General features: G+C 44.3%; 22 protein-coding genes and 1 pseudogene. 18 read left to right on the top strand and 5 right to left on the bottom strand.

Features of this window, described 5'->3' with window-relative positions; genetic code table 11:
• Positions 1-80: 80 nt before the first annotated feature.
• From asnB to MJ612_RS10810, 3 genes are all read left to right on the top strand, one after another.
• Entirely contained in the window at positions 81-1,994 is a 1,914-nt protein-coding gene (gene asnB / locus MJ612_RS10820) for an asparagine synthase (glutamine-hydrolyzing) (RefSeq protein WP_187033488.1), read from the top strand.
• Positions 1,995-2,079: 85 nt separating this feature from the next.
• Positions 2,080-3,426 carry a UDP-glucose dehydrogenase family protein gene (locus MJ612_RS10815; protein WP_187033487.1) on the top strand — a complete coding sequence of 449 codons (1,347 nt, stop codon included), beginning with the start codon at positions 2,080-2,082 and terminating at the stop codon, positions 3,424-3,426.
• A gap of 2 nt (positions 3,427-3,428) precedes the next feature.
• A complete protein-coding gene (locus MJ612_RS10810) occupies positions 3,429-4,397 on the top strand; it encodes a UDP-glucuronic acid decarboxylase family protein (protein ID WP_187033486.1) in 969 nt (322 codons plus the stop codon).
• A gap of 56 nt (positions 4,398-4,453) precedes the next feature.
• Here MJ612_RS10810 and MJ612_RS10805 read toward each other — a convergent pair whose 3' ends face one another.
• On the bottom strand, positions 4,454-5,686 hold the full coding sequence (locus MJ612_RS10805; protein WP_187033485.1) for a polysialyltransferase family glycosyltransferase: 1,233 nt from the start codon (positions 5,684-5,686) through the stop codon (positions 4,454-4,456).
• 46 nt (positions 5,687-5,732) lie between these two features.
• Between MJ612_RS10805 and MJ612_RS10800 the strand changes: the two genes are divergently transcribed.
• From MJ612_RS10800 to MJ612_RS10790, 3 genes are read left to right on the top strand one after another with little or no spacing between them, the layout of a single operon-like run.
• On the top strand, positions 5,733-6,803 hold the full coding sequence (locus MJ612_RS10800) for a glycosyltransferase (RefSeq protein ID WP_187033484.1): 1,071 nt from the start codon (positions 5,733-5,735) through the stop codon (positions 6,801-6,803).
• A complete protein-coding gene (locus MJ612_RS10795; protein ID WP_187033483.1) occupies positions 6,800-8,014 on the top strand; it encodes a glycosyltransferase in 1,215 nt (404 codons plus the stop codon). The genes MJ612_RS10800 and MJ612_RS10795 overlap by 4 nt, the downstream gene beginning before the upstream one ends.
• On the top strand, positions 8,011-9,075 hold the full coding sequence (locus MJ612_RS10790) for a glycosyltransferase family 4 protein (RefSeq protein WP_187033482.1): 1,065 nt from the start codon (positions 8,011-8,013) through the stop codon (positions 9,073-9,075). The genes MJ612_RS10795 and MJ612_RS10790 overlap by 4 nt, the downstream gene beginning before the upstream one ends.
• Here MJ612_RS10790 and MJ612_RS10785 read toward each other — a convergent pair.
• On the bottom strand, positions 9,068-10,318 hold the full coding sequence (locus MJ612_RS10785; protein ID WP_187033481.1) for a tetratricopeptide repeat protein: 1,251 nt from the start codon (positions 10,316-10,318) through the stop codon (positions 9,068-9,070). The genes MJ612_RS10790 and MJ612_RS10785 overlap by 8 nt on opposite strands.
• 109 nt (positions 10,319-10,427) lie before the next feature.
• Here MJ612_RS10785 and MJ612_RS10780 point away from each other — a divergent pair, with 109 nt between their 5' ends.
• From MJ612_RS10780 to MJ612_RS10735, 10 genes are all read left to right on the top strand, one after another.
• Entirely contained in the window at positions 10,428-11,342 is a 915-nt protein-coding gene (locus tag MJ612_RS10780; RefSeq protein ID WP_187033480.1) for a M20/M25/M40 family metallo-hydrolase, read from the top strand.
• 37 nt (positions 11,343-11,379) lie between these two features.
• On the top strand, positions 11,380-11,754 hold the full coding sequence (locus MJ612_RS10775; protein ID WP_187033479.1) for a hypothetical protein: 375 nt from the start codon (positions 11,380-11,382) through the stop codon (positions 11,752-11,754).
• Positions 11,755-11,996: 242 nt separating this feature from the next.
• A complete protein-coding gene (locus MJ612_RS10770; protein WP_187033478.1) occupies positions 11,997-14,243 on the top strand; it encodes a sodium-translocating pyrophosphatase in 2,247 nt (748 codons plus the stop codon).
• Positions 14,244-14,339: 96 nt separating this feature from the next.
• The gene (hpt, locus tag MJ612_RS10765) at positions 14,340-14,882 is read left to right on the top strand and encodes a hypoxanthine phosphoribosyltransferase (RefSeq protein WP_187033477.1); all 543 of its coding nucleotides are present in this window, start codon (positions 14,340-14,342) and stop codon (positions 14,880-14,882) included.
• Positions 14,883-14,996: 114 nt separating this feature from the next.
• Positions 14,997-15,593 (top strand): adenylate kinase, encoded by a 597-nt coding sequence (locus MJ612_RS10760; RefSeq protein WP_187033476.1) that lies wholly within the window; start codon positions 14,997-14,999, stop codon positions 15,591-15,593.
• A gap of 35 nt (positions 15,594-15,628) precedes the next feature.
• Positions 15,629-16,621 (top strand): GTPase ObgE, encoded by a 993-nt coding sequence (obgE, locus tag MJ612_RS10755; RefSeq protein WP_187033475.1) that lies wholly within the window; start codon positions 15,629-15,631, stop codon positions 16,619-16,621.
• A 240-nt stretch (positions 16,622-16,861) separates the two neighbouring features.
• Positions 16,862-17,431: a nucleotide exchange factor GrpE gene (locus MJ612_RS10750; protein WP_187033474.1), complete on the top strand. Its 570-nt coding sequence runs from the start codon at positions 16,862-16,864 to the stop codon at positions 17,429-17,431.
• Between the two features lie 4 nt (positions 17,432-17,435).
• A complete protein-coding gene (gene dnaJ / locus MJ612_RS10745; protein WP_187033473.1) occupies positions 17,436-18,584 on the top strand; it encodes a molecular chaperone DnaJ in 1,149 nt (382 codons plus the stop codon).
• 195 nt (positions 18,585-18,779) lie between these two features.
• A complete protein-coding gene (locus MJ612_RS10740) occupies positions 18,780-19,691 on the top strand; it encodes an ABC transporter ATP-binding protein (RefSeq protein WP_187033472.1) in 912 nt (303 codons plus the stop codon).
• Entirely contained in the window at positions 19,648-21,045 is a 1,398-nt protein-coding gene (locus tag MJ612_RS10735) for an ABC transporter permease (RefSeq protein ID WP_317233049.1), read from the top strand. The genes MJ612_RS10740 and MJ612_RS10735 overlap by 44 nt, the downstream gene beginning before the upstream one ends.
• Before the next feature lie 59 nt (positions 21,046-21,104).
• On the opposite strand, the gene MJ612_RS10730 is transcribed toward MJ612_RS10735, so the two are convergent.
• Complete coding sequence (locus MJ612_RS10730) at positions 21,105-21,551, bottom strand: DMT family transporter (RefSeq protein WP_187033470.1); 447 nt, start codon at positions 21,549-21,551, stop codon at positions 21,105-21,107.
• Positions 21,552-21,601: 50 nt separating this feature from the next.
• Between MJ612_RS10730 and MJ612_RS10725 the strand changes: the two are divergent.
• A pseudogene (locus MJ612_RS10725) lies at positions 21,602-22,532 on the top strand (ChaN family lipoprotein).
• A gap of 76 nt (positions 22,533-22,608) precedes the next feature.
• Here the strand turns inward: MJ612_RS10725 and MJ612_RS10720 are convergent.
• The gene (locus MJ612_RS10720; protein ID WP_187033469.1) at positions 22,609-22,956 is read right to left on the bottom strand and encodes a HesB/IscA family protein; all 348 of its coding nucleotides are present in this window, start codon (positions 22,954-22,956) and stop codon (positions 22,609-22,611) included.
• A 155-nt stretch (positions 22,957-23,111) separates the two neighbouring features.
• Here MJ612_RS10720 and MJ612_RS10715 point away from each other — a divergent pair, with 155 nt between their 5' ends.
• The gene (locus MJ612_RS10715; protein WP_187033468.1) at positions 23,112-23,633 is read left to right on the top strand and encodes a DUF7935 family protein; all 522 of its coding nucleotides are present in this window, start codon (positions 23,112-23,114) and stop codon (positions 23,631-23,633) included.
• A gap of 86 nt (positions 23,634-23,719) precedes the next feature.
• Here the strand turns inward: MJ612_RS10715 and bshA are convergent, their stop codons facing one another.
• On the bottom strand, positions 23,720-24,862 hold the full coding sequence (gene bshA, locus MJ612_RS10710; protein WP_187033467.1) for an N-acetyl-alpha-D-glucosaminyl L-malate synthase BshA: 1,143 nt from the start codon (positions 24,860-24,862) through the stop codon (positions 23,720-23,722).
• Positions 24,863-24,868 lie beyond the last annotated feature (6 nt).

Genomic DNA, 24,868 nt, shown 5'->3' with positions numbered 1-24,868 from the left:
GTAAACGAGCTTACTTTTTGCTAATCCGGTGCTATGATAGCAGCTGCCTGAAGTATAAAAAAGCTAACTTTACAGGAAGTATGTGTGGAATAACAGGAGTTTTTGCCTTCACGGAAGCTGGTTTAACAGCATTTAACCGGTTAAAAGCGGCAGCAGCTGCCATTCAGCATCGCGGACCTGACGCTTCCGGTACTTTTGTGCGGGATAAAGTGGCCCTGGCTCATCAGCGCCTGACTGTTATTGCCCCCTCAGCAACTGCTAACCAACCGTTAACCGACACCACTGGCAGGTATACCATTGTTTATAATGGCGAGATCTTTAATTATAAATCACTTCAGGCAAAGTTGATAGCTAAAGGGCAGCAGTTTACTACTGATTCTGATACCGAAGTAATTCTACAATTATACATAAGAGAAGGGCAGGAGTGTTTAAAGCGGTTACATGGTTTTTTTGCTTTTGCCATTTATGATGCTGCTGAACAAAGCCTCTTTATTGCGCGCGACAGGTTTGGCGAAAAGCCGTTGCTATACTATAAAGATGCAGATAAATTCCTGTTTGGGTCAGAGTTAAAGGCTTTAATGGCGCTGGGTGTGCCTCGAGAACTGGATTATACTTCACTCTTTCAGTACCTGCAGCTAACTTACATTCCGGCTCCTGCAACTATACTTAAAAATGTTAAAAAGCTACTGCCGGGGCACTTTCTTCTGGTTAAAAACAATAAAGTACACGACAGCAACTGGTATAAACTACCCTTCGACGGCGAAAAAGCAGCGTCTAATACCTTAACTTATAAACAGCAGCAAGTTAAATTAAGGCAACTACTGGAGCAGGCAGTAACCGAAAGGCTGGTTTCTGATGTGCCTGTAGGAGCTTTTCTAAGTGGTGGTATCGATTCCTCTATTGTTGTGGCACTGGCATCTGAGCAGGTACCTAGTTTGCAGACATTCTCGGTCGGCTTTCCGGAGCAGCCATTTTTTGATGAAACAAGTTATGCCCGCTTAGTTGCCCGGAAGTATAACACCAACCACACCGAAGTACGACTTACAAATCATGATCTGTATACCAATATTTTTGGTATGCTGGATGGGCTGAGCGAACCATTTGCAGACTCTTCAGCACTGGCAGTTTATAGTTTAAGTAAGCAGGTAAGTAGGCAGTTAAAAGTAGTTTTATCCGGAGACGGAGCTGATGAATTATTTGCTGGTTATAACAAGCACCGTGCGGAACTGCAGGCTCAAACAAAAGGGGCAACAACTGAACTGGTAACCGCTCTGGGCTTTTTATGGGAGAATTTGCCTAAATCGAGAAACTCTTTTATATCGAATAAAGTAAGACAGTTACACCGCTTTGCAGCAGGGGCTAAGCTATCAGCTCCGGATCGTTACTGGCTATGGGCCACCTGGCAACAAGAGCAACAGGCTTTGGCTTTGCTTAAACCAGAGCATAAGAATAAAGCAGTTAACCGTTTATACGTAGCCCGAAAAAGTCGGCTTTTAGAATGCTTAACCAGAAACCATTACGACCTGAACAGCGTACTGTGTGCCGATTGGCAACTGGTGCTGGCAAATGATATGTTGCCTAAAACAGACCTGATGGGTATGGCAAATAGCCTGGAGATCAGGAGCCCGTTTTTAGATCACAGGGTAGTGAAATTTGCTTTTTCATTGCCTGTGGCTTCCAAAATAGATAAATCGTATCAGAAAAGAATATTACAGGATACTTTCCGGCACATGCTGCCCGCCGAGTTATATAAAAGGCCTAAAAAAGGATTTGAGATACCTTTACTCTCTTTTCTGCAAACAGAAGGTGCAGGTTTGGTTGATCAATATCTGTCTGACGAGTTAGTGGAAGCGCAGCAGCTATTTGATGTAGCGCAAATAAGAAAGCTTCGGCAGTCGTTTAAAGGAAGTGCGGGCGGTGCTTTACAAACACAAGTATGGATGCTATTGGTCTTTCAGTATTGGTGGGAAAATTCTTTTCTTCCAGATAGTTAGATGAAAAGTTAGTGGTTATACTTCCATTAAAAGTATAACCTACTATATAAAAGTATAAATTTGCATTTGAAATAATTATAGACTTATGAGAATAGCTGTAGTTGGCACGGGTTACGTGGGTCTGGTAACAGGCACATGTTTTTCGGAAGTAGGTATAGATGTTACCTGTATCGATATCGATACCAATAAAATAGAGAACTTAAAGAAGGGCGTGCTGCCGATCTATGAGCCGGGACTGGAAGAAATGGTGCTGCGCAACACGCAGAAAGAGCGCCTTTCTTTTTCCACTGACCTGGCCACCAGCATCCAGGGCTGCGATGCCGCATTTATTGCTGTTGGCACGCCTCCGGGCGAAGACGGCTCAGCTGACCTTAAATATGTACTGGCAGTAGCCCGCGCTATTGGCCAGAACATGAATGACTATATGGTAGTGGTGACCAAGAGCACCGTGCCGGTTGGTACAGCCAACAAAGTGCGCCAGGCCATTGAAGATGAGTTAGCCGCTCGTGGCGTGGAGATTCCGTTCGATGTGGCTTCCAATCCGGAGTTCCTGAAAGAAGGTGCGGCCATTGAAGACTTCCTGAAACCAGACAGAATTGTAGTAGGTGTTGCTTCTGAGAAAGCCGAAGAAGTGATGACCAAACTTTACAAGCCATTTTTGATGAACGGCCACCCGTTGATCTTTATGGACATTCCATCTGCGGAGATGACCAAGTATGCAGCCAACGCCATGCTGGCAACCAAGATCAGCTTCATGAACGACATTGCCAACCTTTGCGAGATCATGGGAGCGGATGTGAACATGGTGCGCCGAGGTATTGGTTCGGATGCCCGCATCGGTAACAAATTCATTTACCCGGGTATTGGTTATGGTGGAAGCTGCTTCCCGAAAGATGTGAAAGCACTTATCCGTACAGCAGGCGAGAATGGCTACGAGATGCGTGTGCTGAAGTCAGTAGAAGAAGTAAACGAAAACCAGAAGTCAGTGCTGTTCAACAAGATCAGTGCGCACTTTAATGGTAACCTTGCTGGTAAGACCTTTGCTATCTGGGGTCTGTCGTTCAAGCCAAAAACAGATGACATGCGTGAGGCCCCATCGCTGGTGATCATCAAGAAACTGCTGGAGCAGGGTGCGCAGGTAAAAGCCTACGACCCGGTTGCCATGGAAGAAGCCAGACATACCTTGGGCGACACCATCCAGTACGGCAAAGATGAATATGAAACCCTGATTGATGCTGATGCGCTGCTGCTGGTAACTGAGTGGCCGGAGTTTCGTTCGCCAAACTTTACCGTGGCCAGCAAGCTGATGAAGGATAAAGTAGTATTTGACGGTAGAAATATTTACGATGCCAAAGACCTGACAGAAAAAGGCTTCACCTACTATGGCATTGGCGTAAAACAGCCGGTAACAGAATTAAAGACAACTGTATAAGTATGGCTAAGAAACGAGTACTCATCACAGGCGGGGCCGGTTTTCTGGGCTCTCACCTTTGCGATAGATTTATAAAAGAAGGGTATCATGTCATTGCCATGGATAACCTGATCACAGGTAACCTGGACAACATAGAGCACCTGTTTAAACTAAAGGATTTTGAGTTTTACCACCATGATGTATCTAAATTTGTGCATGTACCAGGTAAACTCGACTACATCCTGCATTTTGCATCACCGGCCAGCCCGATCGATTACCTGAAGATTCCGATCCAGACCTTGAAAGTAGGCTCGTTGGGTACGCACAACCTGCTTGGTCTGGCTAAAGCAAAAGGCGCACGTATGCTTATTGCTTCTACATCTGAAGTATATGGTGACCCGCTGGTACACCCGCAAAATGAAGATTATTGGGGTAATGTAAACCCGGTTGGCCCACGTGGCTGCTACGACGAAGCCAAGCGCTTCCAGGAAGCAATGACCATGGCGTACCATATGCACCATGGTTTAGAGACACGTATCGTGCGTATCTTTAACACGTATGGTCCAAGAATGCGTCTGGATGATGGTCGTGTATTGCCAGCTTTCCTGAGCCAGGCACTGCGTGGCGAGCCATTAAGCATTTTCGGTAATGGTTCGCAGACCCGTTCGTTCTGTTATGTAGATGACCTAGTAGAAGGTATTTACCGCCTGCTGCTAAGTGATTACCCAATGCCAGTAAACGTAGGTAACCCATCAGAAATAACTATAAAAGAGTTTGCTGAGGAAATCTGTAACCTGACAGGGGTGGAACTGAAAGTAGAATATCAGCCGCTACCAAAAGATGATCCGCAGAAACGCCAGCCAGATATTACCCGTGCAAAGGAAATATTAGGTTGGGAACCTAAAGTAGACCGCGCAGAAGGTTTAAGGAGAACACTGGAATACTTTAAAGAGAAAATCCAAACTCCTGCCGAAACAGTAACAAATGCTTAAAACAAGTAAATTAAAACAAAAGCGTCTCCAGATTTATACCTGCAGACGCTTTTGTTTTATAGGCTGTGGCCTGTAAGTATAGCTCTCAAACGTTCACCAGCTTTGCCATCAAATTTGTATAGCCAGTCTTCTTCAAATTGCTTTTTATTTGGCAGTTGGTGCTGATGTAGTGTTGCAATGTTTTCCAGAGCCCATGGCAGATCATCTAAAGTATAAACCGAATGAGCTACGCCTGCATCTGTAAATGGCTTTGATAGATTCAATTTACCTGCCGGATGATTTTCTAATGTGATCAGAGTGGTGTGCTCAAATGCGGCAAAAGGCATCAGGTAAGTAGAATAGAAGCCCATCACAATGGGAATGCTTCCACAAATTTTCTGTAATTGGGCATCATCAATCAGTTCAACATTAGTGGTATGCTGCCAGAAAGTGAGATCCTGCTCAGGGTGAGGTTTTACATATAGTTTATAGTTGTACCCTGAAGTTATACCTGTCAGTTGCTCTACAAACGTTCTTTTATAAGCAGGAGTCCATTGCAGAAGTTTTTTCTCCGCTAGAGGCTGATCAATAAAAAGTATTGCTTGTTGAGGTGTAGTTGGCGTGACTGCAGCCAGTGCATCAAAATAAGGCACACCTATAAAATATACTTTCTGATCAGGAGCAAGATGATCGTGTTGCTGGTGAACCTGGTATACTTTGGGACTGAATGAAATGTAATTAGCTGCAATACGCTTCGGGGATGGCAAAAGCCGGAATGTTTCTAAGTAATTGTTTTTGCCTCTTACAGCTATAAATTCCTTTGCAAAAGCAGCATTCTCCCCAGTAAGTTTCTGAATACTGTTTTTAATAAATAATCGGGCCTTTACGCGGTCTCCCAAATTATATAAAATGTTTCTGAGGTTCCGGAGTTTTGCGAATGACTTTTGGTATACTTCAGGAGTGTTAGATGCCTTATAAGCAATGCCATAATCTGCACGCATGCCATGCTCCAGGTGGTAAGTAGGTATGCCAGCTTCTTTACAAGCTAAATTCAGCACCACTGCATGGTAGGTATCAAGGTACAGGAAAAGCACTTTCGCAGGCGTTAAAGCCTTTAATAAATCCTGAGCGCTTCCGTAATCTGACCAGTAAATAGCCCTCCCGTATGGCAGATATGCCTTATTTTGCTCTTCGTCAGGCGATGCATAGTATAAAAACCAAAATTCACAGACGTTTACTGATTTATCCAGCATGCGCAGGTAATCAGTTCTGCAATAGTCGCCGATAAATAGTATTTTTGGCTTATCCACCTTACATTAAATTACGGAGAGGTAATTTACCATTAGCAAAGATAACTTGAAAGCTACAGTACTACATATTATAGAATCGCTGGTGGTAGGTGGGGCGGAAGTACTGTTTACAGAGTCACTTAAAGGCTTTACGGAAGAGTATAGGCATGTAGTAGTTTACATGCGGCCGCCGGAGACTTTGCTGCCTCAGGTAAAAGCAGCTAAAGTATATTGCCTGGGTTATAAAGGTAAGTATAATCTGCTCAGCTGCGCTTTCAGGTTAAGAAAGATAGTTAAAGAAGAACAGGTAGAACTTATACATGCACACCATTATTGGCCGGCTATAGTTGCGCGATTGGCAAAACCGGCCGGAGTTCAATTGATTACTACGGTGCATAGTTTGCTCAGCCAGGATGCATTTCTGCCGAATCGTTTAAGCTTATACCTGGAGCGGCTCACCTATAAGCAGAGCCAGCATATGATTTTTGTGTCAGAAGCAGTTGCTGAGGATTATAAGCAATTTATAAACGTTGGTTCGAGGTATTCCATACTACATAACTTTATAAAAGACGAATTTAATCTTCCGGTAAATAGTAAATCAGGTATAAGTGATTCGAGGGCTTTTAAATTAGTGGCGGTAGGTAGTTTAAGAGCAGCAAAGAACTATGACTACTTATTACAGACCTTTGAGCATTTAAGGCATGAAGAAATATACCTTGATATTATTGGCGATGGCCCCTTATTTTCTGAGCTTAAGGCTTTTATAAAAGAAAAGAACCTGAATAAAGTTAGCCTGAAAGGGGGCTGTAATAATGTGCATGAGGTCTTAAACCAATATGATGGGTTTATACTTTCCTCTGTTTACGAAGGGCTGAGCTTAGCAATAATAGAAGCTATGGCGGTAGGTTTACCATGTGTGCTCTCTGATATTGCACCTAATAGGGAAGTTACAGGTGGTAATGCTCTTTTCTTTGATCTAGGTAAACCGGAAGATTGTGCTGCAAAGGTAAAAGAGTTAAGAGATAACCTTAGTTTAAGAGAGAAGCTTTCAGTAGCGGGAAAGGCAAGAACGCAGGCTTTTCAAAAGGACATCTACTTAACTAAATTAGAAGCACTGTATAAATACTACCTGTCGTGAATATCGCTTTCCTTTGTCGCTGGAAATTAGAAGACGGACTTACTGTTTCGACGGTATTGCCCCATCTACAAGCATTGGCAAGCTTTCAGGAAATCACTAAGATTATTTTTCTCACGCTTGAGGATGAAGTATATACTCCCGTTGATGCTTCCGTGAAGTCTATACTTTGTAATCCTAAAGTAAAATGGCTGCCAATCTTATCATCACAGCATAAAAGCAGGGTTTTAAACCAGATATCGGATTACAGGCAAGGCTATAAAACGCTGCGGCAGGTTGTAGTAGATGAAGAGATTGATGTAGTTGTGGCGCATGGTGCTCCGGCCGGGTCTGTAGCAGATAAAGCTTTAAGAAATTCAGACATCCCTTACTTTGTTACGCTTTTTGAACCGCACGCCGATTATATGCTGGAATCAGGTGTGTGGAGCAGGTTCAGGCTTAAGTATAACATGCAGAAGTATTGGGAAAACCTGCAGAAGAAGCGCGCAGCTGGACTAATGCCGGTTACTGAGGGCTTTAAAAAAATCCTTTTACAGGAAGGAATACCCGCTGCTAATGTTGTGGCAGTACCTTGTTCAGTTGATACTGTTCTTTTTGAGTTTGATGCACAAATGAGAGCCAAGGTGCGAAAGCAGTTAGGTTGGGAGAACACACTAGTGGGTGTTTATGCTGGTAAGTATGGCGGCCTGTATTACAACAACGAAGCCTTTGAAATTTACAGAACATGCTTCGAGGAGATTCCGGATTTTAGGCTGCTAATTTTATCGCCGCAGCCGGAGCACGAAATTTTGCAGCAATTGCAGAAGTATAACTTAGACCTGAGTAAGGTACAGGTAACGTCTCTGCAACATGCAGCAGTGCCGGCTTATCTTTCTGCAGCTGATTTTGCCTTTGCCACTTATAAACCTGCGCCTTCCAAAAGGTTTCTGTCGCCGGTTAAAATAGGGGAGTACTGGGCAAATGGGTTACCTGTGCTGCTGACGGAAGGCATCGGCGACGATAGTGACATTATTACAAAAGAAGGTGGTGGGGCATTGTTTAACCTGCAGCAGCAAGAAAGTATAAAGCAGGCACTTCAGAAGATACAAACTATACTTCAGGACCAGGCACACCGTCATGAAATACCAAAACTTGCAGTAAAGTATAGGTCACCTGATAAAGTCAGGGCGGCTTATGAGTACTTTTTTAACCAGTTGCAGCAAAAAGGGCTATGAAAGTATTGTTTGTAGTTCCTTATCCGGTGGGTAAAGCGGCTTCGCAAAGGTATAGGGTGGAGCAGTGGTTGCCTGTGCTGCAAGAGCAACGTATAAACTATAAAGTAGCTCCGTTCTGGGATGCTGGAACGTGGGATATCCTTTACAGGCAGGGGCATACCCTAAAAAAAATAACTGGTCTGGCTAAAGGTATGTTCAGGAGGTTGCTCTTGCTAACCAAGCTGCCAGCGTATGATTACATTTTTACTCACCGTGAAGCCACTCCGGTAGGGCCACCCTGGTTTGAATGGCTGGCTGCTAAAGCCTTCCGCAAAAAGATCATCTTTGATTTTGATGATGCTATCTGGCTGCCAAATACTACAGATGATAATAGCGCTGCAGCAAAGTATAAATGGCACCACAAAACCAAGCTGCTTATTAGTTGGAGCTATAAAGTAAGTTGTGGTAATGATTACCTGAAGGACTATGCGCTGAAGTATAACGCAGCAGCTGTATACTTGCCAACCGTTTTAGATACAGTTACAAAGTATAATAAGTTAAAAGATCAGCAAACGGAACGGGTAACAATTGGCTGGATCGGTTCGCACTCTACATTGCCCTATTTAAAACTAATCGAACCTGTGCTGCAGGAACTGGAACAGAAGTACACTTTTGAGTTTATAGTTATCGCTGACCGTAAACCTGATTTAAATCTGAAGTTCCTGAGATTTATACCCTGGAACAATGAATCTGAAATTGAAGACCTGTTGCAGCTACATATTGGTGTAATGCCATTACCCGATACAGAATGGGCAAAGGGTAAATGTGCTTTTAAAGCCCTACAATATATGGCATTAGGTATTCCTGTTGTCGCCTCAGCGGTTGGAGCAAATACAACCGCGATACCAGATAGTATAACAGGTTATACTTGCAGCACCGAACAGGAGTGGTATGAAAAGCTGGAACAGTTATTACAAAATGCTGTGGTAAGAGCTAAATTGGGCAAAGCCGGACGTAAGTGGATGCAGCAACAATACTCAGTACAGGCACATACCAACAACTTTCTCGAGCTGTTTACTTAACTTTTTTATTAGCTTTCAGGAAAGTACGAGCCTCTTTAAAAGGAGCCGATTTTTTCTCAGAAGAGTTAAGCACAATGGTATAATACCGCTTTGCCTGAGATTTATTTTTTAACTGGTTGCTGATACGTGCCAGATTCAGATAAGAGTTGATAAAATATCCGGAATCACGCTCGTCGGTCATCTCGGCATACATGATGGACTCCAGGTAATATTGTTTGGCTTTCTCCAGATCGCGGTATTTGTTTTGATTGATGTAACCCAGTATATAGGATGCATAACGGCCGCTTACTGCCTCATAGCCCGGCATTTTCTGATCCAGCTTGTGCAGGATATCCAGCGAGATACGTTCTGCCATGGAGAAATGACCCTGTACAAAAAGTATACGGGCATAGAATCGCTGGAAATAAGCATTGTCCGGGTACTTAGTAGCAAGGGACTGTACTATTTTCATAGATTCTTCCAGGTTGCCTTCTTCGTTGGCGTAAATCTTCATCAGGAAGAACTTGGCTTCGGTGCCGGTATAAAAACCGTTGTTGGCAACATGGCGAAGTTGCTTTAAGCCAAGTCTTTTATCTCCATCCGGGAAGAACATCAGCACCGGGCGCAGCATTTTATAATTCTCGTGAATCCAGATAGAGTAATAGTTGAAAAGAGCTTCACCAAAAAGGAACTCAGGGCTCAGGCCATTACCAGCCTTGGCAATCTCCATATACTCTAAAGCACGTTTACTGTGCACGGTAGCTTTACGCCAGTTGCTGCGCTCAGAGTGTAGTCGGCCCGCAAAACCATTGGCTGCTGCCAGAAAGAAAGCGGCTTCAGTGTTATTTTCGTTTTTATCGTATAATTCCTCTGCTTTTTGTATGGTGGTATCCATGTAAGCAAAGAACAATTTATCGTATTTGTGCGTCTGTATGTTGGTAGGCACAATTTTCCACCACTGGCTAAGGCCCATCAGGAAGTATGGCAACGGGTGCTCCGGGTAACGGCGACGCAACGATTTAAACTGTTTCTCAGCACGCTCATACTTAAAGTTGTACATGTTGTCTACAGCGCCTTCCAGTTCGTACTGTATTTCTTTGTTAAGCAGCAGCATGCCTTTTACCTTCACGGCAGCAGGTATCACATCAACCGTTTCAATGGTAACCTGGCGCATAGCAGTCGTATCACCATTAGATTCCTGGTGCTGAGCCGTAGCCAGCACAGGTAAAAATAAAGCAATGGTGATGTATAAAAACTTCTTCATGTGAAATAGTAAAATTCTATTTTTAATTGCGCCACTTACTACCGGTAAGGATAGGAAATGAATGTACAACTTTTATACTATTTTTGAGTTCAAACCCAAATCTACGAACATGCAACTCCTGAAACAACTTTGCCAGATACATGCTCCGTCAGGCAACGAAAAAAATATGACTGACTTCCTGCTAAACTATATCGAAACATATAAAGTTCAGTGGAAGGTACAACCTGTTATAGTAAATAACGAAGATTTTCAGGATTGTATTTTACTCGTTTTCGGGGAGCCCCGCGCAGCTGTTTTTGCCCACATGGATTCGATTGGCTTTACCGTGCGCTACGGCCACCAGTTAGTGCCCATTGGCGGGCCTGCTACCAAAACAGGCTATACTTTAACAGGTGCCGACAGCCAGGGAGACATTACCTGCACACTTAAGTATGACGAAGAAGAAGGCGAGTTATCTTACGACTATCATCGGGAGATAGAGCGAGGCACAGAGTTGGTATTTAAATGTGATTTCAGGGAGACAGATGAAACCGTACAAAGTTGCTATATGGATAACCGACTGGGTGTATGGGCAGCTCTGAAACTGGCTGAAACCTTGGAGAACGGCATTATAGCATTTAGCTGCTGGGAAGAACATGGCGGAGGCTCTGTAGCTTACCTGGCCAAGTATATTTATGAGCATTACCACGTGCGACAGGCGCTTATTGCAGATATTACCTGGGTTACAGAAGGCGTACAACCGGGCAAAGGTGTTGTTATCTCTATGCGCGACAGCCTGATCCCACGTCGTTCTTATGTGCAGAAGATCATCAGCATTGCCAAAGAGGCTGGAGTGACTTACCAACTGGAGGTAGAAGGAGCCGGCGGCAGCGATGCCAAAGAACTGCAAAAAGCTGCTTACCCCTGGGACTGGTGCTTTGTTGGTGCCCCCGAAGACAATGTGCACACTCCGGATGAGATCGTAAATAAAAACGATATAGTAAGCATGGTAAAACTATACCAGGTGTTGATGGAGAAACTATAGGAAGTTAGAGAGTCTGGAAGTTAGAGAAGTTTGAGTGATGGATATTACACAGTTAAATATTGATAAATTTTCAAGTGATTTATCAATTCCAGTCAATGTTTATGAAGAGTTCTACCAATTTTTAATTAAGAAAGAAGCTGGACACAGCTTTGGAGTTACTTTACTGAAAAATAGGCAATATATTTTTGTCTCCTTGTTAGATGGAGAAGATGAATATCCTATTGAACATATAGAGTTCTACAATAATGAAGCTGAAGATGAAGTGTTAGCAGAGCTTTCTGATGTAGTTAAAAAGTTAAAAATAAATCCATCAAAGGTTGTAGAGCTAAGGAATGCTAAGAAAGCAGCAGAACTATATGAGAAGGGAGAGTGGAAGAGGTACGGATACCCGGGCACTAAAATCCAAAAATAAAACTATAGTTCTATGGTTAACGAACAGAAAGCGCAGCCTCAAAGCCGCGCTTTTATGCTTTTAAAGGATAGCTAAGCCTGTTTGAGGAAAGTATAGCTTCAACCTGTTCAGAATTAGAAGTATAGCTGCAGCGCTGCAAACACGCTTTCAGGTAAAAATATTTGGAATTTTCAAGCCAAACTCATTTCTTTAATAGCTATATTCAAATATTCTTTAACCTTAAACACTCTTAACCCTTTTAAATGGAAAATATTCTTTACGCGATTCCTGCTCTTGGACTGGCGGCCTTACTGTATACTTTTATACGGTCGGCATGGGTAACGAAGCAGCCTGCAGGTAACGAACGCATGACAGAGATTGCGCGCCACATTGCAGATGGGGCTATGGCTTTCTTAAAAGCAGAGTACAAAGTGCTGTTTTATTTTGTAGTAATAGCAAGTATATTTTTAGGCTATCTGGGTGCCACCGGCGAAAAATCGCACTGGTCCATCGTGATAGCCTTTATTATTGGTGCTGTATTCTCGGCTACGGCCGGTTTTATAGGTATGCGCATTGCCACTAAAGCAAATGTGCGTACTGCCGAAGCAGCTCGTACCAGCCTTTCTCGTGCGCTTAATGTATCGTTTGCAGGTGGCTCGGTAATGGGTATGGGCGTGGCTGGTCTGGCTGTGCTTGGTCTTGGCTCGCTGTTTATAGTTCTGTACTATGTTTTTGTGCACAGCACCGGTGCTGATGTAAACGGTATCGAGATGGAGCGTGCACTGGAAGTACTGACTGGTTTTTCGCTGGGTGCTGAAAGTATAGCCTTGTTTGCCCGTGTGGGTGGTGGTATTTATACCAAAGCTGCCGATGTGGGTGCTGACCTTGTAGGTAAAGTAGAGGCTGGTATTCCGGAAGATGACCCGCGTAACCCTGCCACCATTGCCGATAACGTAGGCGATAACGTAGGCGACGTAGCTGGTATGGGTGCCGACCTTTTTGGTTCTTACGTTGCAACTATACTTGCCACGATGGTGCTTGGCCGCGAAGTAATTGCAAATGATAATTTCGGTGGTTTATCGCCGGTTATACTTCCAATGCTGATAGCAGGTCTGGGTATAGTTTTCTCCCTGATCGGTATGCTGTTCATCCGTGTAAGTGAAGGTGGCGATGTACAGGCTGCGCTAAACCGTGGTAACTGGATCTCGGTTATACTTACAGCTATCGGTTCTTACTTTGTAATCCACTGGATGCTGCCGGAGCAGATGAACCTGCGTAACTTCGATTTCTCTGCAAACGATGTGTTTCTGGCAGTTATAGTTGGTCTGGTGGTTGGTACACTTATGAGTATCATCACGGAGTATTATACAGCCATGGGTAAAAAGCCTGTTAACTCTATCGTGCAGCAATCTTCAACTGGTCATGCTACAAACATTATCGCTGGTTTGGCAGTGGGTATGCACTCTACTGTGTTGCCTATTATAGTGTTAGCGGCCGGTATAGTTCTATCTTATGCCGCAGCTGGTTTATACGGTGTGGCTATTGCAGCCGCCGGTATGATGGCTACAACCGCTATGCAGCTGGCTATTGATGCCTTTGGCCCGATTGCCGATAACGCCGGTGGTATTGCCGAAATGAGCGAATTGCCGAAAGAAGTACGTGGCAGAACTGATATTCTGGATGCGGTAGGTAACACTACGGCTGCAACCGGTAAAGGCTTTGCCATTGCATCTGCTGCCCTTACATCGCTTGCGCTTTTTGCAGCTTTCGTTGGCATTGCAGGCATCGACTCTATTGACCTTTACAAAGCGCCTGTACTGGCTGGTCTGTTTATTGGTGCCATGATCCCGTTCATCTTCTCGGCGCTGGCAATTGCGGCGGTAGGTAGAGCAGCTATGGCCATGGTGCACGAAGTACGCCGCCAGTTCCGCGAAATTCCGGGTATTATGGAAGGTACAGGCAAGCCAGAGTACGAAAAATGTGTGGCTATCTCTACACAGGCTGCCATTAAAGAGATGATGTTGCCGGGTGCTATCGCCCTTATAGTTCCGCTTATAGTTGGTTTTGGTTTGTATGGCGTGTTCGAGGATACTCCTTCTGCTGAGATCCTGGGTGGTTTGCTGGCAGGTGTAACTGTATCTGGTGTACTGATGGCCATGTTCCAGTCTAACGCCGGTGGTGCCTGGGATAACGCGAAAAAGTCCTTCGAGAAAGGCGTAATGATCAATGGCGTAATGGAATATAAAGGCTCTGATCCGCACAAAGCATCTGTAACCGGAGATACTGTAGGTGATCCGTTCAAAGATACTTCTGGTCCGTCAATGAACATCCTGATCAAGCTGATGTCTATCGTATCACTGGTAATTGCCCCACACATTGCCCTGGAGCAGAAACCAGCTATACCGGAAGAACCTAAATTAAACATGGAAATACAGCAGGAGACTCCTGCAACTGGTCAGGTTGTAAATCCTGAAAAAACAGTAACTATAGCCGGTGTTGCTGCAAAGTAACCCCAACTTAACTTATAAGTATAAAGAAGCCCGGCGTTTACGTTGGGCTTCTTTTTTAATTATGCTACCTTTGTACAACTCACCAACACCCATACTATGAATCCCCGTACTATTACGCTTCATGATTGTGACTTTAGCACTTACCTATACGAAGAAGAAATAATAGCCCGTATTACAATGCTGGCCGAGCAGATCAGCGAGGAGTATAAAGGCAAAAACCCACTTTTCCTGGCTGTGCTGAATGGTTCTTTCATGTTTGCATCAGATCTGATGAAGCGCATATCAATACCTTGTGAGATTTCTTTTATCCGCTTGTCATCTTACAGAGATATGGAAAGCACCGGAAATGTAAAGGAAGTACTGGGACTGACAGAAGATGTGAAGGGACGCCATGTAGTAGTGCTGGAAGATATTGTTGATACTGGCCATACTGTGCATAACCTTATCAATCAATTACGCGCAAAAGGACCTGCATCAGTAGAAGTGGCTTCGCTATTATTAAAACCGGATTGCTTGCAGCATAAGCTCGATGTAAAGTACGTAGCTAAGTCTATACCTAACGATTTTGTGGTGGGGTATGGCCTGGATTATAATGGCCTGGGGCGTAACCTGCGTGATATTTATAAAATAGTGTCGTAAAGGCACTATACCTATCAGACTATACTTGCAGCAGGCTGTAGTTGCCTGTTGCTCAAAAAAATAAACACATCAGGAAATTTATACCTATTTTTGCCTTTTATTATAACGTAAGATATGCTTAACATCGTTTTGTTTGGTCCTCCAGGTGCTGGAAAAGGCACACAAAGTCAGAAGCTGATCGATAAATATAACCTGATCCATCTTTCTACAGGTGATCTGCTGCGCTCTGAAATTGCAGCTGGCACGGAGTTGGGTCTCAAAGCCAAATCTTTAATGGATAACGGCGTTCTGGTTCCTGATGAAGTTGTGATCGGTATGATCTCTAATAAAGTACAGGAGAACAAAGCTGCTGGTGGTTTCATCTTCGATGGTTTTCCTCGCACTGTGCCACAGGCACAAGGATTGGACAAACTGCTTTTAGATTATGGTACTGAGATTTCGTGCATGATCGCGCTGAAGGTAGATGATGAAGAGCTTACCAAACGTTTGCTCCTTCGTGGCAAAACGTCTGGTCGCCCGGATGACCAGAATGAGGAATTGATCCGCAAGCGTGTGGAAGAGTATAATACCAAAACTACACCTGTAGCAGATTATTATGCCGGGCAGGGTAAGTTCTTTGCTGTAGATGGCATCGGCGAGATTGAAGAGATTTTCAGCGCTATCTGTGAGCAGATTGACTCTTTGAAAGCAGAAAAAAAAGAAGATAAGTAATTTTTACCGGGCTTTAGCCTACACCAATACCTGATTTGGCATCATCCAATTTTATAGATTACGTTAAAATCTGCTCACGCTCCGGACACGGAGGCGGCGGATCTGCACACCTGCACCGCGATAAGAAAACGGCAAAAGGTGGGCCTGATGGTGGCGATGGCGGCCGTGGTGGCCATATTATACTTAAAGGCAACTCTCAACTCTGGACACTTCTGCACTTGCAGTACCGAAAGCACATTATCGCTGAAAACGGCCATAACGGAGGGCCCAGCCACTCTACCGGTGCGCAAGGTGAAGACCAGATACTGGAAGTGCCACTAGGTACTGTTGCCAGAAGTGCCGAAACTGGCGAAATAATGTGCGAAATTACTGAAGACGGGCAGGAAATTATACTTACTCCTGGTGGTCGCGGTGGTTTAGGTAATGCACATTTCAAATCTCCTACAAACCAAACGCCTCGTTATGCGCAGCCCGGTGAGCCTGGCATAGAAGAGTGGGTTATACTTGAGCTCAAGCTTTTAGCAGATGTTGGTCTGGTTGGTTTCCCGAATGCAGGTAAGTCTACGTTGCTTTCTGTAGTGTCGGCGGCTAAACCTAAAATTGCAAACTATGCTTTTACAACGCTGGAGCCTAACCTGGGCGTAGTTGCTTACCGCGATTACAGGTCTTTTGTAATGGCTGACATACCGGGCATTATTGAAGGGGCATCAGAAGGAAAAGGGCTTGGGCTACGTTTCCTGCGCCACATCGAACGGAACTCCATCTTACTATTTATGGTTTCCTGTGAGAGTGCCGACATTGCAAAAGAGTATGAAATCCTGTTGAACGAGTTAAGAACGTTTAACCCTGAATTACTGGATAAAAAGCGCCTGCTGGCTATCACTAAATCTGATATGCTGGATGAGGAACTTGAGAATGAGATGCGCAAAACGTTACCGGAAGGATTACCAACGGTTTTCATCTCCAGTGTAACAGGCAAGAACATTACCCAATTAAAAGACATGATCTGGAACGCGCTGAACAGCTAAGCCAGAACTTATACTTTAAATAATCAGGTCGGTAGAAGCTTCTATGCTATCTACCGATTTTTTTTGAAAAGGCTTCGGCTTTAATTTTGAATAATGGAATGCCTGAGTAATTGAATACAAAATAGCTATTCAGTCATTCACTCAATCAAATTAACCTGTGCCAGAATGGCACAAGCACGCCTTTGGCAAGACAATTGAAAAGACAAAGTAGACCTATACATCTAACTTTTTTAAGGCATTATGTCAGATAAAGATATTAAAAAAGAACAGGAGCACGAGGAATTGCAAGAGAACACTGCCAGTGCTGAAACGGAAGAAAACCTGAACCAGGTAGACGAAACAGAAGAAACTGCAACAGAGCAGGAAGAAGGGCCTGCTGCAGAATTGGCAGAAATGAAAGATAAATACATCCGTTTGATGGCGGAGTTTGAGAACTTCAGACGCAGAACTGCCAAAGAACGCCAGGATCTTTTAAAAACAGCTAACCAGGACCTGATGGGCGAATTGCTGCCAGTGCTGGATGACATGGAGCGTGCGCGTCAGTCGATGGAAGCAACCAAAGATGTAGACGCTATGTTGCAGGGGCTGGAACTGGTATTCCATAAACTGAAGCATGTAACACATCAGAAAGGCTTGAAGCCGATGGACATTAAAGCTGGTGCTGACTTTGATGCTGATATGCACGAGGCGGTTACACAAATACCTGCTCCGTCTGATGAGCTGAAAGGTAAGATCGTTGATGTGATCGAGAAGGGTTATACTTTAAATGATAAGGTTATCCGTTTCGCAAAAGTTATAATAGGAGCGTAAGCAAATGGCCAAGAGAGATTATTATGAGGTGCTGGAGGTAAGTAAGAATGCTTCGCAGGAGGAGATAAAGAAAGCTTACCGTAAACTAGCCATCAAATATCACCCGGATAAAAACCCGGATGACCACACCGCTGAAGACAAGTTTAAGGAAGCTGCGGAGGCTTACGAAGTACTTAGCGACCAGCAGAAACGTCAGCGCTATGACCAGTTCGGTCATCAGGGCATGAATGGCGGCTTCGGTGGCGGCGGCATGAACATGGATGATATCTTCTCTCAATTTGGGGATATTTTTGGTGGCGGCAGCCCGTTCGAGAGCTTTTTTGGTGGCGGAGGTGGCCGTTCAGGCGGTGGCCGTCGTCAGCGTAAGGGCAGTAACCTGCGCATAAAACTGAAGCTGAACCTGGAAGAAGTAGCCAACGGCGTTGAGAAAAAGATAAAAGTTAAACGCTATGTAGCCTGCAGTACCTGTGGTGGTAACGGTGCAAAAAATGGTACCGATATGCAAACCTGCGGTCAGTGCCAAGGTTCTGGCCAGGTGCGCAAGGTGGTAAATACCATGCTGGGCCAGATGGTGAGCACAGCTACCTGCCCTACCTGTAACGGCGAAGGCCGCATTGTAACCAAGAACTGTGAAGTTTGCCACGGTAGCGGCAGAGAGTTGCAAGAAGAAGTAATAACTATAAATGTACCTGCCGGTGTAATGGATGGCATGCAGCTGTCTATGAGCGGTAAAGGTAACGTGCCGGAGCGCGGCGGTGTACCAGGTGACTTACTGATTCAGATTGAAGAAGAAGCGCACCCAACCCTGAAACGCGATGGCAATAACGTGATCTTCGACCAGTACATCAGCTTTATGGATGCTGCCCTGGGTGCCGATATTGAAGTACCAACTATAGGTGGTAAAGTTAAGATCACTATTAAGCCTGGCACACAGAGCGGTGAGATCTTCAGGCTGCGTGGCAAAGGTATAAAAGACATAAACGGTTATGGCAAAGGCGATCAGCTGATTCATATCAATGTCTGGACACCGAAGCACCTGAGCAGTGAGGAGCGTGCTACGTTAGAACGCCTGCGCGATTCAGATAACTTTGCACCACATCCGGGCAAGAATGATAAAGGCTTCTTTGAGAAGGTAAAAGACTACTTTCAATAAGAAAGTATAAGTATAAAGTATAAAAGAGCCGGTACTTCACTAAAGTACCGGCTCTTTTGTTATATATCCGTAACTATAACTGCTTTATCCTCTCAAATGTAAGTTTGGTCGAATTAATATAGTATTAAGCGCATATAAAGTTGCCGTTCTGAGGCAATAAAGCTATTTTTGATTATAACTAATGGTTTTTCAGCTTTGAGTATTTTAAAGATTGATGGCGTTACAAAGCGCTATGCCAACCATACCGCCCTTAATAATGTAAGCTTTGACATACCTGCAGGTTGCATTTTTGGCTTGCTGGGCCCGAATGGTGCCGGTAAAACATCCCTCATACGTATTATAACCCAGATAACCGGTGCCGATGAAGGTGAAATATACTTCAGAGGGGAGCGCCTGAAGCCTGACCACATAAAAGACATGGGCTACCTGCCGGAGGAGCGCGGGCTTTACAAAAAAATGAAGGTTGGCGAGCAACTGCTATACCTGGCACAGCTTAAGGGGTTATCTAAAGCAGAAGCAACAGCACGTATCAAAACCTGGGTAGACCGCTTTGAGATTCGCGAATGGCTGGGCAAGAACATCGAAGATCTGTCGAAAGGGATGCAGCAGAAAGTGCAGTTTGTAGCTACAGTATTGCACGAACCGTCGCTTATTATCCTGGATGAGCCTTTCTCTGGTTTCGATCCGATCAATGCTAACCTGATAAAAGATGAGATCCTGCGCCTGCGCGATAACGGAGCAACTATCATTTTCTCTACGCACCGCATGGAATCTGTAGAAGAGCTTTGCGATAACATTGCCTTGATAAACCGATCTAAGAAAGTGCTGGATGGTTCGGTTAAAGAGATCAGGGATGCTTATAAAACAGATACGTTCCAGATAATAGGAAACGGGCATCTGCTTATTACCTCACCGGATTTTGAAGTACTGGAACAGCATGAGAACCATGGCGTTTTCAGGGCGAACGTAAAACTGGTTAATGGAGCTAGACCAAACGACCTGCTGCGTTACCTCATTGAAAGGGTAGAGATACACTCGTTTGTGGAACTGGTGCCAAGTATAAATGATATTTTCATCCGTAAAGTTACAGAAACACACCATGCATAAGATCTGGTTGATCATACAACGCGAATACCTGACACGTGTCCGCAAAAAGAGTTTTATTATCATGACGCTGCTGACGCCACTGTTGCTGGCTACGTTCATGATTCTGCCTGGCCTGCTGATAGCCATGTCGGGGGAGGAAGAGACCGTAATGGTTTTAGATGAGAGCGGCCTGTTTGAAGGCAAACTAGAAAATAAAAAGGACCTGAAGTTTGTGCACCTGGCAGGTAGCCTGGAGCAAGCCAAGACCGTTTACCAAGAAACCGATAATACAGCCCTGCTTTATATCCCGAAGATTTCGATCAATGACCCTAAAGGTATAACGGTTTACGGCAAGAAAAACACCAGCCTGCAAACCCAGATCCGGTTAGAAGAAGCTCTGGAAAAAGAGATCGAGAACCAGCGTTTTATAGCATCCGGCCTAGACAGAGAGACTCTTGATAAGATAGAAGCTAATGTAAAGCTGAACACTATAAACCTAAGCCAGGAAGGTGAAAAAGATAACAATGCTATTATTACTTCAGCAGCAGGTGTAGTGGCAGCGGTTATCATATACTTCTTTATCTTCTTATATGGAGTGCAGATCATGCGCGGCGTTATCGAAGAGAAAACAAACCGTATTGTAGAAGTGATCATCTCATCGGTGAAGCCATTCCAGTTGATGATGGGTAAAATTATGGGTATCGCTGCTGTTGCCCTTACGCAGTTCCTGCTCTGGATCATACTTTCGTTTGTGGCGATAACAGCTGTTTCGGCTGCTTTTGGCATTGATGCTGCCCCAACACCAATGGAGCAGTACCAGGCAGGTAAAGTAGCAGCTGAAGGCGAAAGTATAGCTAACCAGGATGAAGAAACACCGGAAGAAGCAGCCGCTAAAAGCGATGAATTTGCCAATACAATTCAGGATGTGACAAAAAGCTTTGCCAACCTGCCATTGCTGCTCATTTTTGGCTGTTTTGTGTTCTACTTTTTAGGTGGTTACCTGCTTTACGGCTCAATTTTCGGGGCAATAGGTGCCGCCGTTGATAACGAGACTGATACCCAGCAGTTCATGATGCCGATCACCATTCCGCTGGTTATTTCGTTTATCATGTCGTATTCGGTGGTGCTGAAGAACCCGGATGGAGCAGTAGCCTTCTGGATGTCGATCATTCCGTTTACCTCGCCGATTGTGATGATGGTGCGTGTACCATTCGGCGTACCAGCCTGGGAACTGTTACTATCGATGGGCTTACTTATACTTGGGTTCATCTTTACTACCTGGCTAGCGGCACGTATTTATCGTGTAGGTATACTGATGTACGGCAAAAAGATCAACTATAAAGAGCTTTCGAAGTGGTTATTTTACAGAGTATAAACTATAGCTGAAAGTATAAAGAGCCGGTGCTGCAAAGTTCCGGCTCTTTTTGTTTATAGTTAGAACTTCCGGATCAGGTAAACACCGGCGATCAATAAGATCACACCTAAAATACGGGCAAGCGATACTTCTTTCAGCGGGAAGCCGAGCCAACCGTAATGGTCGAAAATAACAGCAAAGATTAACTGGCTGGCAACAGCAAAGCCTATGGTAGTGGCTGCACCAAGCCGCGGCGCAACTATAACAATAACCGAAATATAAAAAGCGCCTAACAACCCGCCTGTATACTTCCACCAATGTGTCTGCAGGTTTGGGTACTGTTGCACCAGCGCATTGCGGTCAGTAAAAAGTATAAAAAGCAACAAGCCGAAAGTGCCAACCATAAACGACACCAGCGACGTAAAAACCGGATTTTTAAGCAATACATTAAGTTGTGCATTAACTCCTGTTTGTATGGCAATGGCCAGGCCGGCAAGTATAACTAGTATAAAGTATAGCTCTTTCATCGGGGTCAGTAAACTATAAACAGGTTACGCCATAAGGTGGCATTACAGCTATGTATTACTTAAGAATTTGTAACTTAACTGATGTAAACCCACCTATACCTGAAATGCGCTACTCAAATCTGCTTATACTTTTATTGCTTATGGTTACAATTACTGTTTCCGCCCAGGACAAACCTGCTTATAAGCTCTTCACAAAAGATGGTAAAGATGTGACCTATGGCAAAATGCTGGGTGAGCTGAAGAAGGCAGATGTAGTACTCTTCGGTGAACAGCACAATGACCCGATTGCGCACTGGCTGCAGCTGGAAGTGGCTAAGCCTGCACAAGGCCCATCAGCAAAAGTTAAGTATAGGGGCCGAAATGTTTAAAACGGATGTGCAGTTGGTGCTGGACGAATATTTGAACGGAAAGGTAGCAGAGAATAATTTTGAACAGGAAGCACGGCCATGGCCCAACTATAAAACAGACTACAAACCCATAGTGAAATTTGCCAAAGAAGCGGGTGTGCCCTTTGTAGCTACCAATGTACCGCGTCGCTATGCTGCCATGGTGGCCTCTGGTAGTTTAAAAGCATTGGATAATCTTACGCCGGAAGCTAAAAAACTGATAGCCCCATTACCTGTTACTGTTGATATGAACCTGCCAGGATATAAAAACATGATGAGTATGTTTGGTGGCAGCACGCATGGTAATACCAAAGCTGAAAATATTGTACAGGCACAGGCGCTGAAAGATGCTACCATGGCCCACATTATACTTGGACAAACGGCAAAAGGCAACAAACTACTGCACCTGAATGGCGCTTACCACTCCGATAATTACGAAGGCATTGGCTGGTACCTGAAACAGAAGCAACCGAACCTTAAAATCGTAACTATAACTACCGTGACGCAGGAGGATATAGAAAAGCTTACAGAGGAACAAAAGAATAAAGCTGATTTTATACTTGTAGTACCTTCCTCCATGACCAAAACCTATTAATCTGGCAAGTATAAAAATATAAAAGCCCGGCGGGTGAGCCGGGCTTTTACTATATAAAGAGAAAAAAGGTAACTACTTAAGCAGAGAATGAGCTTCCGCAACCGCAGGTGCTCTTAGCCTGAGGGTTGTTAAAAGTAAAGCCACGTGCGTTCAGGCCATCCTGGAAATCTACTTCCATACCCATCACATACATACCATGCTTCTTATCCATGATCAGGGTTACACCTTCCAGTTGGAATACCTCATCAGACTCTTTCGGCTTATCAAAGCCAAGAAGGTAAGACATACCTGAACAGCCACCGCCCTGCACGCCAATGCGCAAACCGTATTCTGCCGGCACGTTCTTCTCCACAAGAATATTTTTAACTTCTGCTAAAGCTCTGTCTGTTATAGTTATAGGGGCTATTTTTGCTTCTGTTGCCATAGTTGTTTTGTTTCTAATAGATAGCAAAGTTACGTATTTCTGAATATAAATACGTACCACTGTACTTCGTTACTATACAAACAGTAATGTGCCCTAAATGATTTCAAGATTACTAAATTAATTTTTTACGATATTTAGAGTTCAAAACTTACAACATGGAACTGATCATAGATATTTTGAAGATTACGATACCGGGGCTTATAGTTGCCATTGCCATGTATCAGCTGGTAAAAACGCAGACCGAACGTGACTATAAACTCCGTCTGCTGGAGCTGAAGCAAAAGAACGGAGAAGTAGTTATACCTATTCGTTTGCAGGCCTATGAGCGCATTGTGCTGCTACTCGAGCGTATTACTCCCAGTAACCTGTTGTTGCGCGTTAGCGGCTCAGGCCACACGGCTTCAGATTATCATCGTATGTTGCTAAGCGAGATACGGAATGAGTTTAGCCATAATATGTCGCAGCAGGTGTACATGAGTGAGCAGGCCTGGCAGCAGGTAAAACATGCCCGCGAAGAAGTTGTTAACCTGATTAACAGGAATTACCAGGAGATGACAGATAAATCGAAAGGTACTGATCTTGCCAAAAAAATACTGGAATCTATACTTGCCTCAGAAAATGACCCAACCGCCCGTGCTATTACTTTTGTGAAACAAGAGATTGCGCAGGTATTCTAGTAAAAGCCAGAATAAAGTCTTCAAATAAGAAATCCCGGTGTAAGTATAAGTTGCTTGTACCGGGATTTCTTATTTATGCTGTTGTCTTAACTATTTACTTCGGCCAGTTGTGCGGCAATTATTTTCTGATAAAAGGCTTCGTAAAGTGGCACAATTCTCTCCACATCAAATTCGTGGGCGCGGGCTAAGGCGTTTGCTTTAAAGGTTGGCAGTCGTTCATCATCAAGCACATAAAGGGCATTCTGGAACATGCTTTCTACGTCACCAACCGGGCTTACAAAACCAGTTACACCGTTAATGTTCAGCTCCGGTATACCACCAGCATTCGTTGAAATAACCGGCACTTCGCAGGCCATTGCTTCCAGGGCTGCCAAGCCAAAGCTTTCTTTTTCAGATGGCATCAGGAACAGATCGGCAATAGAAAGAACTTCTTCTACAGCTTCCAGTTTGCCTAAAAAGCGTACATCGTGGTAAATACCCAAGTCGCGACAAAGCTTCTCCATTTTCGGACGCTCAGGGCCATCGCCTACTAATAGCAACTTGCTCGGTATCTGCTGATGTACTTTGCTGAATATCTGGATTACGTCTTCCACACGCTTTACAGAACGGAAGTTGGATGTATGCACCAGCAGCTTTTCGTTATGTGGGCTGATCGCAGTTCTGAAGTGCTCTTTTTTCTGGCGGCGGAATTTCTCCAGGTTTATAAAATTCGGGATTACTTCAATGTCACGTTCAATCGGGAAGAACTCATACGTTTCGGTACGCAGACTTTCAGATACAGCCGTTACGCCATCAGACTGGTTAATGCTAAATGTTACTACCGGTTCAAAAGAGGCATCTTTACCAACCAGTGTAATATCAGTACCGTGCAGAGTAGTGATAACGGGAATATTGATACCTTTTGTTTTAAGTATCTGCTTTGCCATATAAGCCGCCGATGCATGCGGAATAGCATAATGTACGTGTAGTACATCCAGCTTCTCAAACTGCACAATATCTACCATCTTACTGGATAATGCCAGCTCGTAAGGCGGATACTGGAACAGGGGGTATGAAGGAATATATACTTCGTGGTAAAACAGGTTCTCGTTAAAAAAATCGAGGCGTGCTGGCTGACTATAGGTGATAAAATGTACCTGGTGGCCTTTAAGAGCCAGTGCCTTGCCAAGTTCAGTGGCTACTACACCACTACCGCCAAAGGTAGGATAACAGACAATGCCGATCTTCATAGTTGC

It is taken from the genome of Pontibacter deserti (assembly GCF_023630255.1).
In the GTDB taxonomy this organism is placed as follows: domain Bacteria; phylum Bacteroidota; class Bacteroidia; order Cytophagales; family Hymenobacteraceae; genus Pontibacter; species Pontibacter deserti.
This window is presented reverse-complemented; position numbering and strand designations above follow the sequence as displayed.

Bases quoted from the DNA above. Each gene is read 5' to 3' on its own strand.
- MJ612_RS10775 (WP_187033479.1), top strand. From the start codon at position 11,380: ATGGATATTACACAGTTAAATATTGATAAATTTTCAAGTGATTTATCA.
- MJ612_RS10735 (WP_317233049.1), top strand. From the start codon at position 19,648: ATGATATTTTCATCCGTAAAGTTACAGAAACACACCATGCATAAGATC.
- hpt (WP_187033477.1), top strand. From the start codon at position 14,340: ATGAATCCCCGTACTATTACGCTTCATGATTGTGACTTTAGCACTTAC.
- MJ612_RS10770 (WP_187033478.1), top strand. From the start codon at position 11,997: ATGGAAAATATTCTTTACGCGATTCCTGCTCTTGGACTGGCGGCCTTA.
- MJ612_RS10785 (WP_187033481.1), bottom strand. From the start codon at position 10,318: ATGAAGAAGTTTTTATACATCACCATTGCTTTATTTTTACCTGTGCTG.
- MJ612_RS10780 (WP_187033480.1), top strand. From the start codon at position 10,428: ATGCAACTCCTGAAACAACTTTGCCAGATACATGCTCCGTCAGGCAAC.
- MJ612_RS10760 (WP_187033476.1), top strand. From the start codon at position 14,997: ATGCTTAACATCGTTTTGTTTGGTCCTCCAGGTGCTGGAAAAGGCACA.
- dnaJ (WP_187033473.1), top strand. From the start codon at position 17,436: ATGGCCAAGAGAGATTATTATGAGGTGCTGGAGGTAAGTAAGAATGCT.
- MJ612_RS10815 (WP_187033487.1), top strand. From the start codon at position 2,080: ATGAGAATAGCTGTAGTTGGCACGGGTTACGTGGGTCTGGTAACAGGC.
- MJ612_RS10715 (WP_187033468.1), top strand. From the start codon at position 23,112: ATGGAACTGATCATAGATATTTTGAAGATTACGATACCGGGGCTTATA.
- MJ612_RS10730 (WP_187033470.1), bottom strand. From the start codon at position 21,551: ATGAAAGAGCTATACTTTATACTAGTTATACTTGCCGGCCTGGCCATT.
- asnB (WP_187033488.1), top strand. From the start codon at position 81: ATGTGTGGAATAACAGGAGTTTTTGCCTTCACGGAAGCTGGTTTAACA.
- bshA (WP_187033467.1), bottom strand. From the start codon at position 24,862: ATGAAGATCGGCATTGTCTGTTATCCTACCTTTGGCGGTAGTGGTGTA.
- MJ612_RS10810 (WP_187033486.1), top strand. From the start codon at position 3,429: ATGGCTAAGAAACGAGTACTCATCACAGGCGGGGCCGGTTTTCTGGGC.
- MJ612_RS10750 (WP_187033474.1), top strand. From the start codon at position 16,862: ATGTCAGATAAAGATATTAAAAAAGAACAGGAGCACGAGGAATTGCAA.
- MJ612_RS10720 (WP_187033469.1), bottom strand. From the start codon at position 22,956: ATGGCAACAGAAGCAAAAATAGCCCCTATAACTATAACAGACAGAGCT.
- MJ612_RS10790 (WP_187033482.1), top strand. From the start codon at position 8,011: ATGAAAGTATTGTTTGTAGTTCCTTATCCGGTGGGTAAAGCGGCTTCG.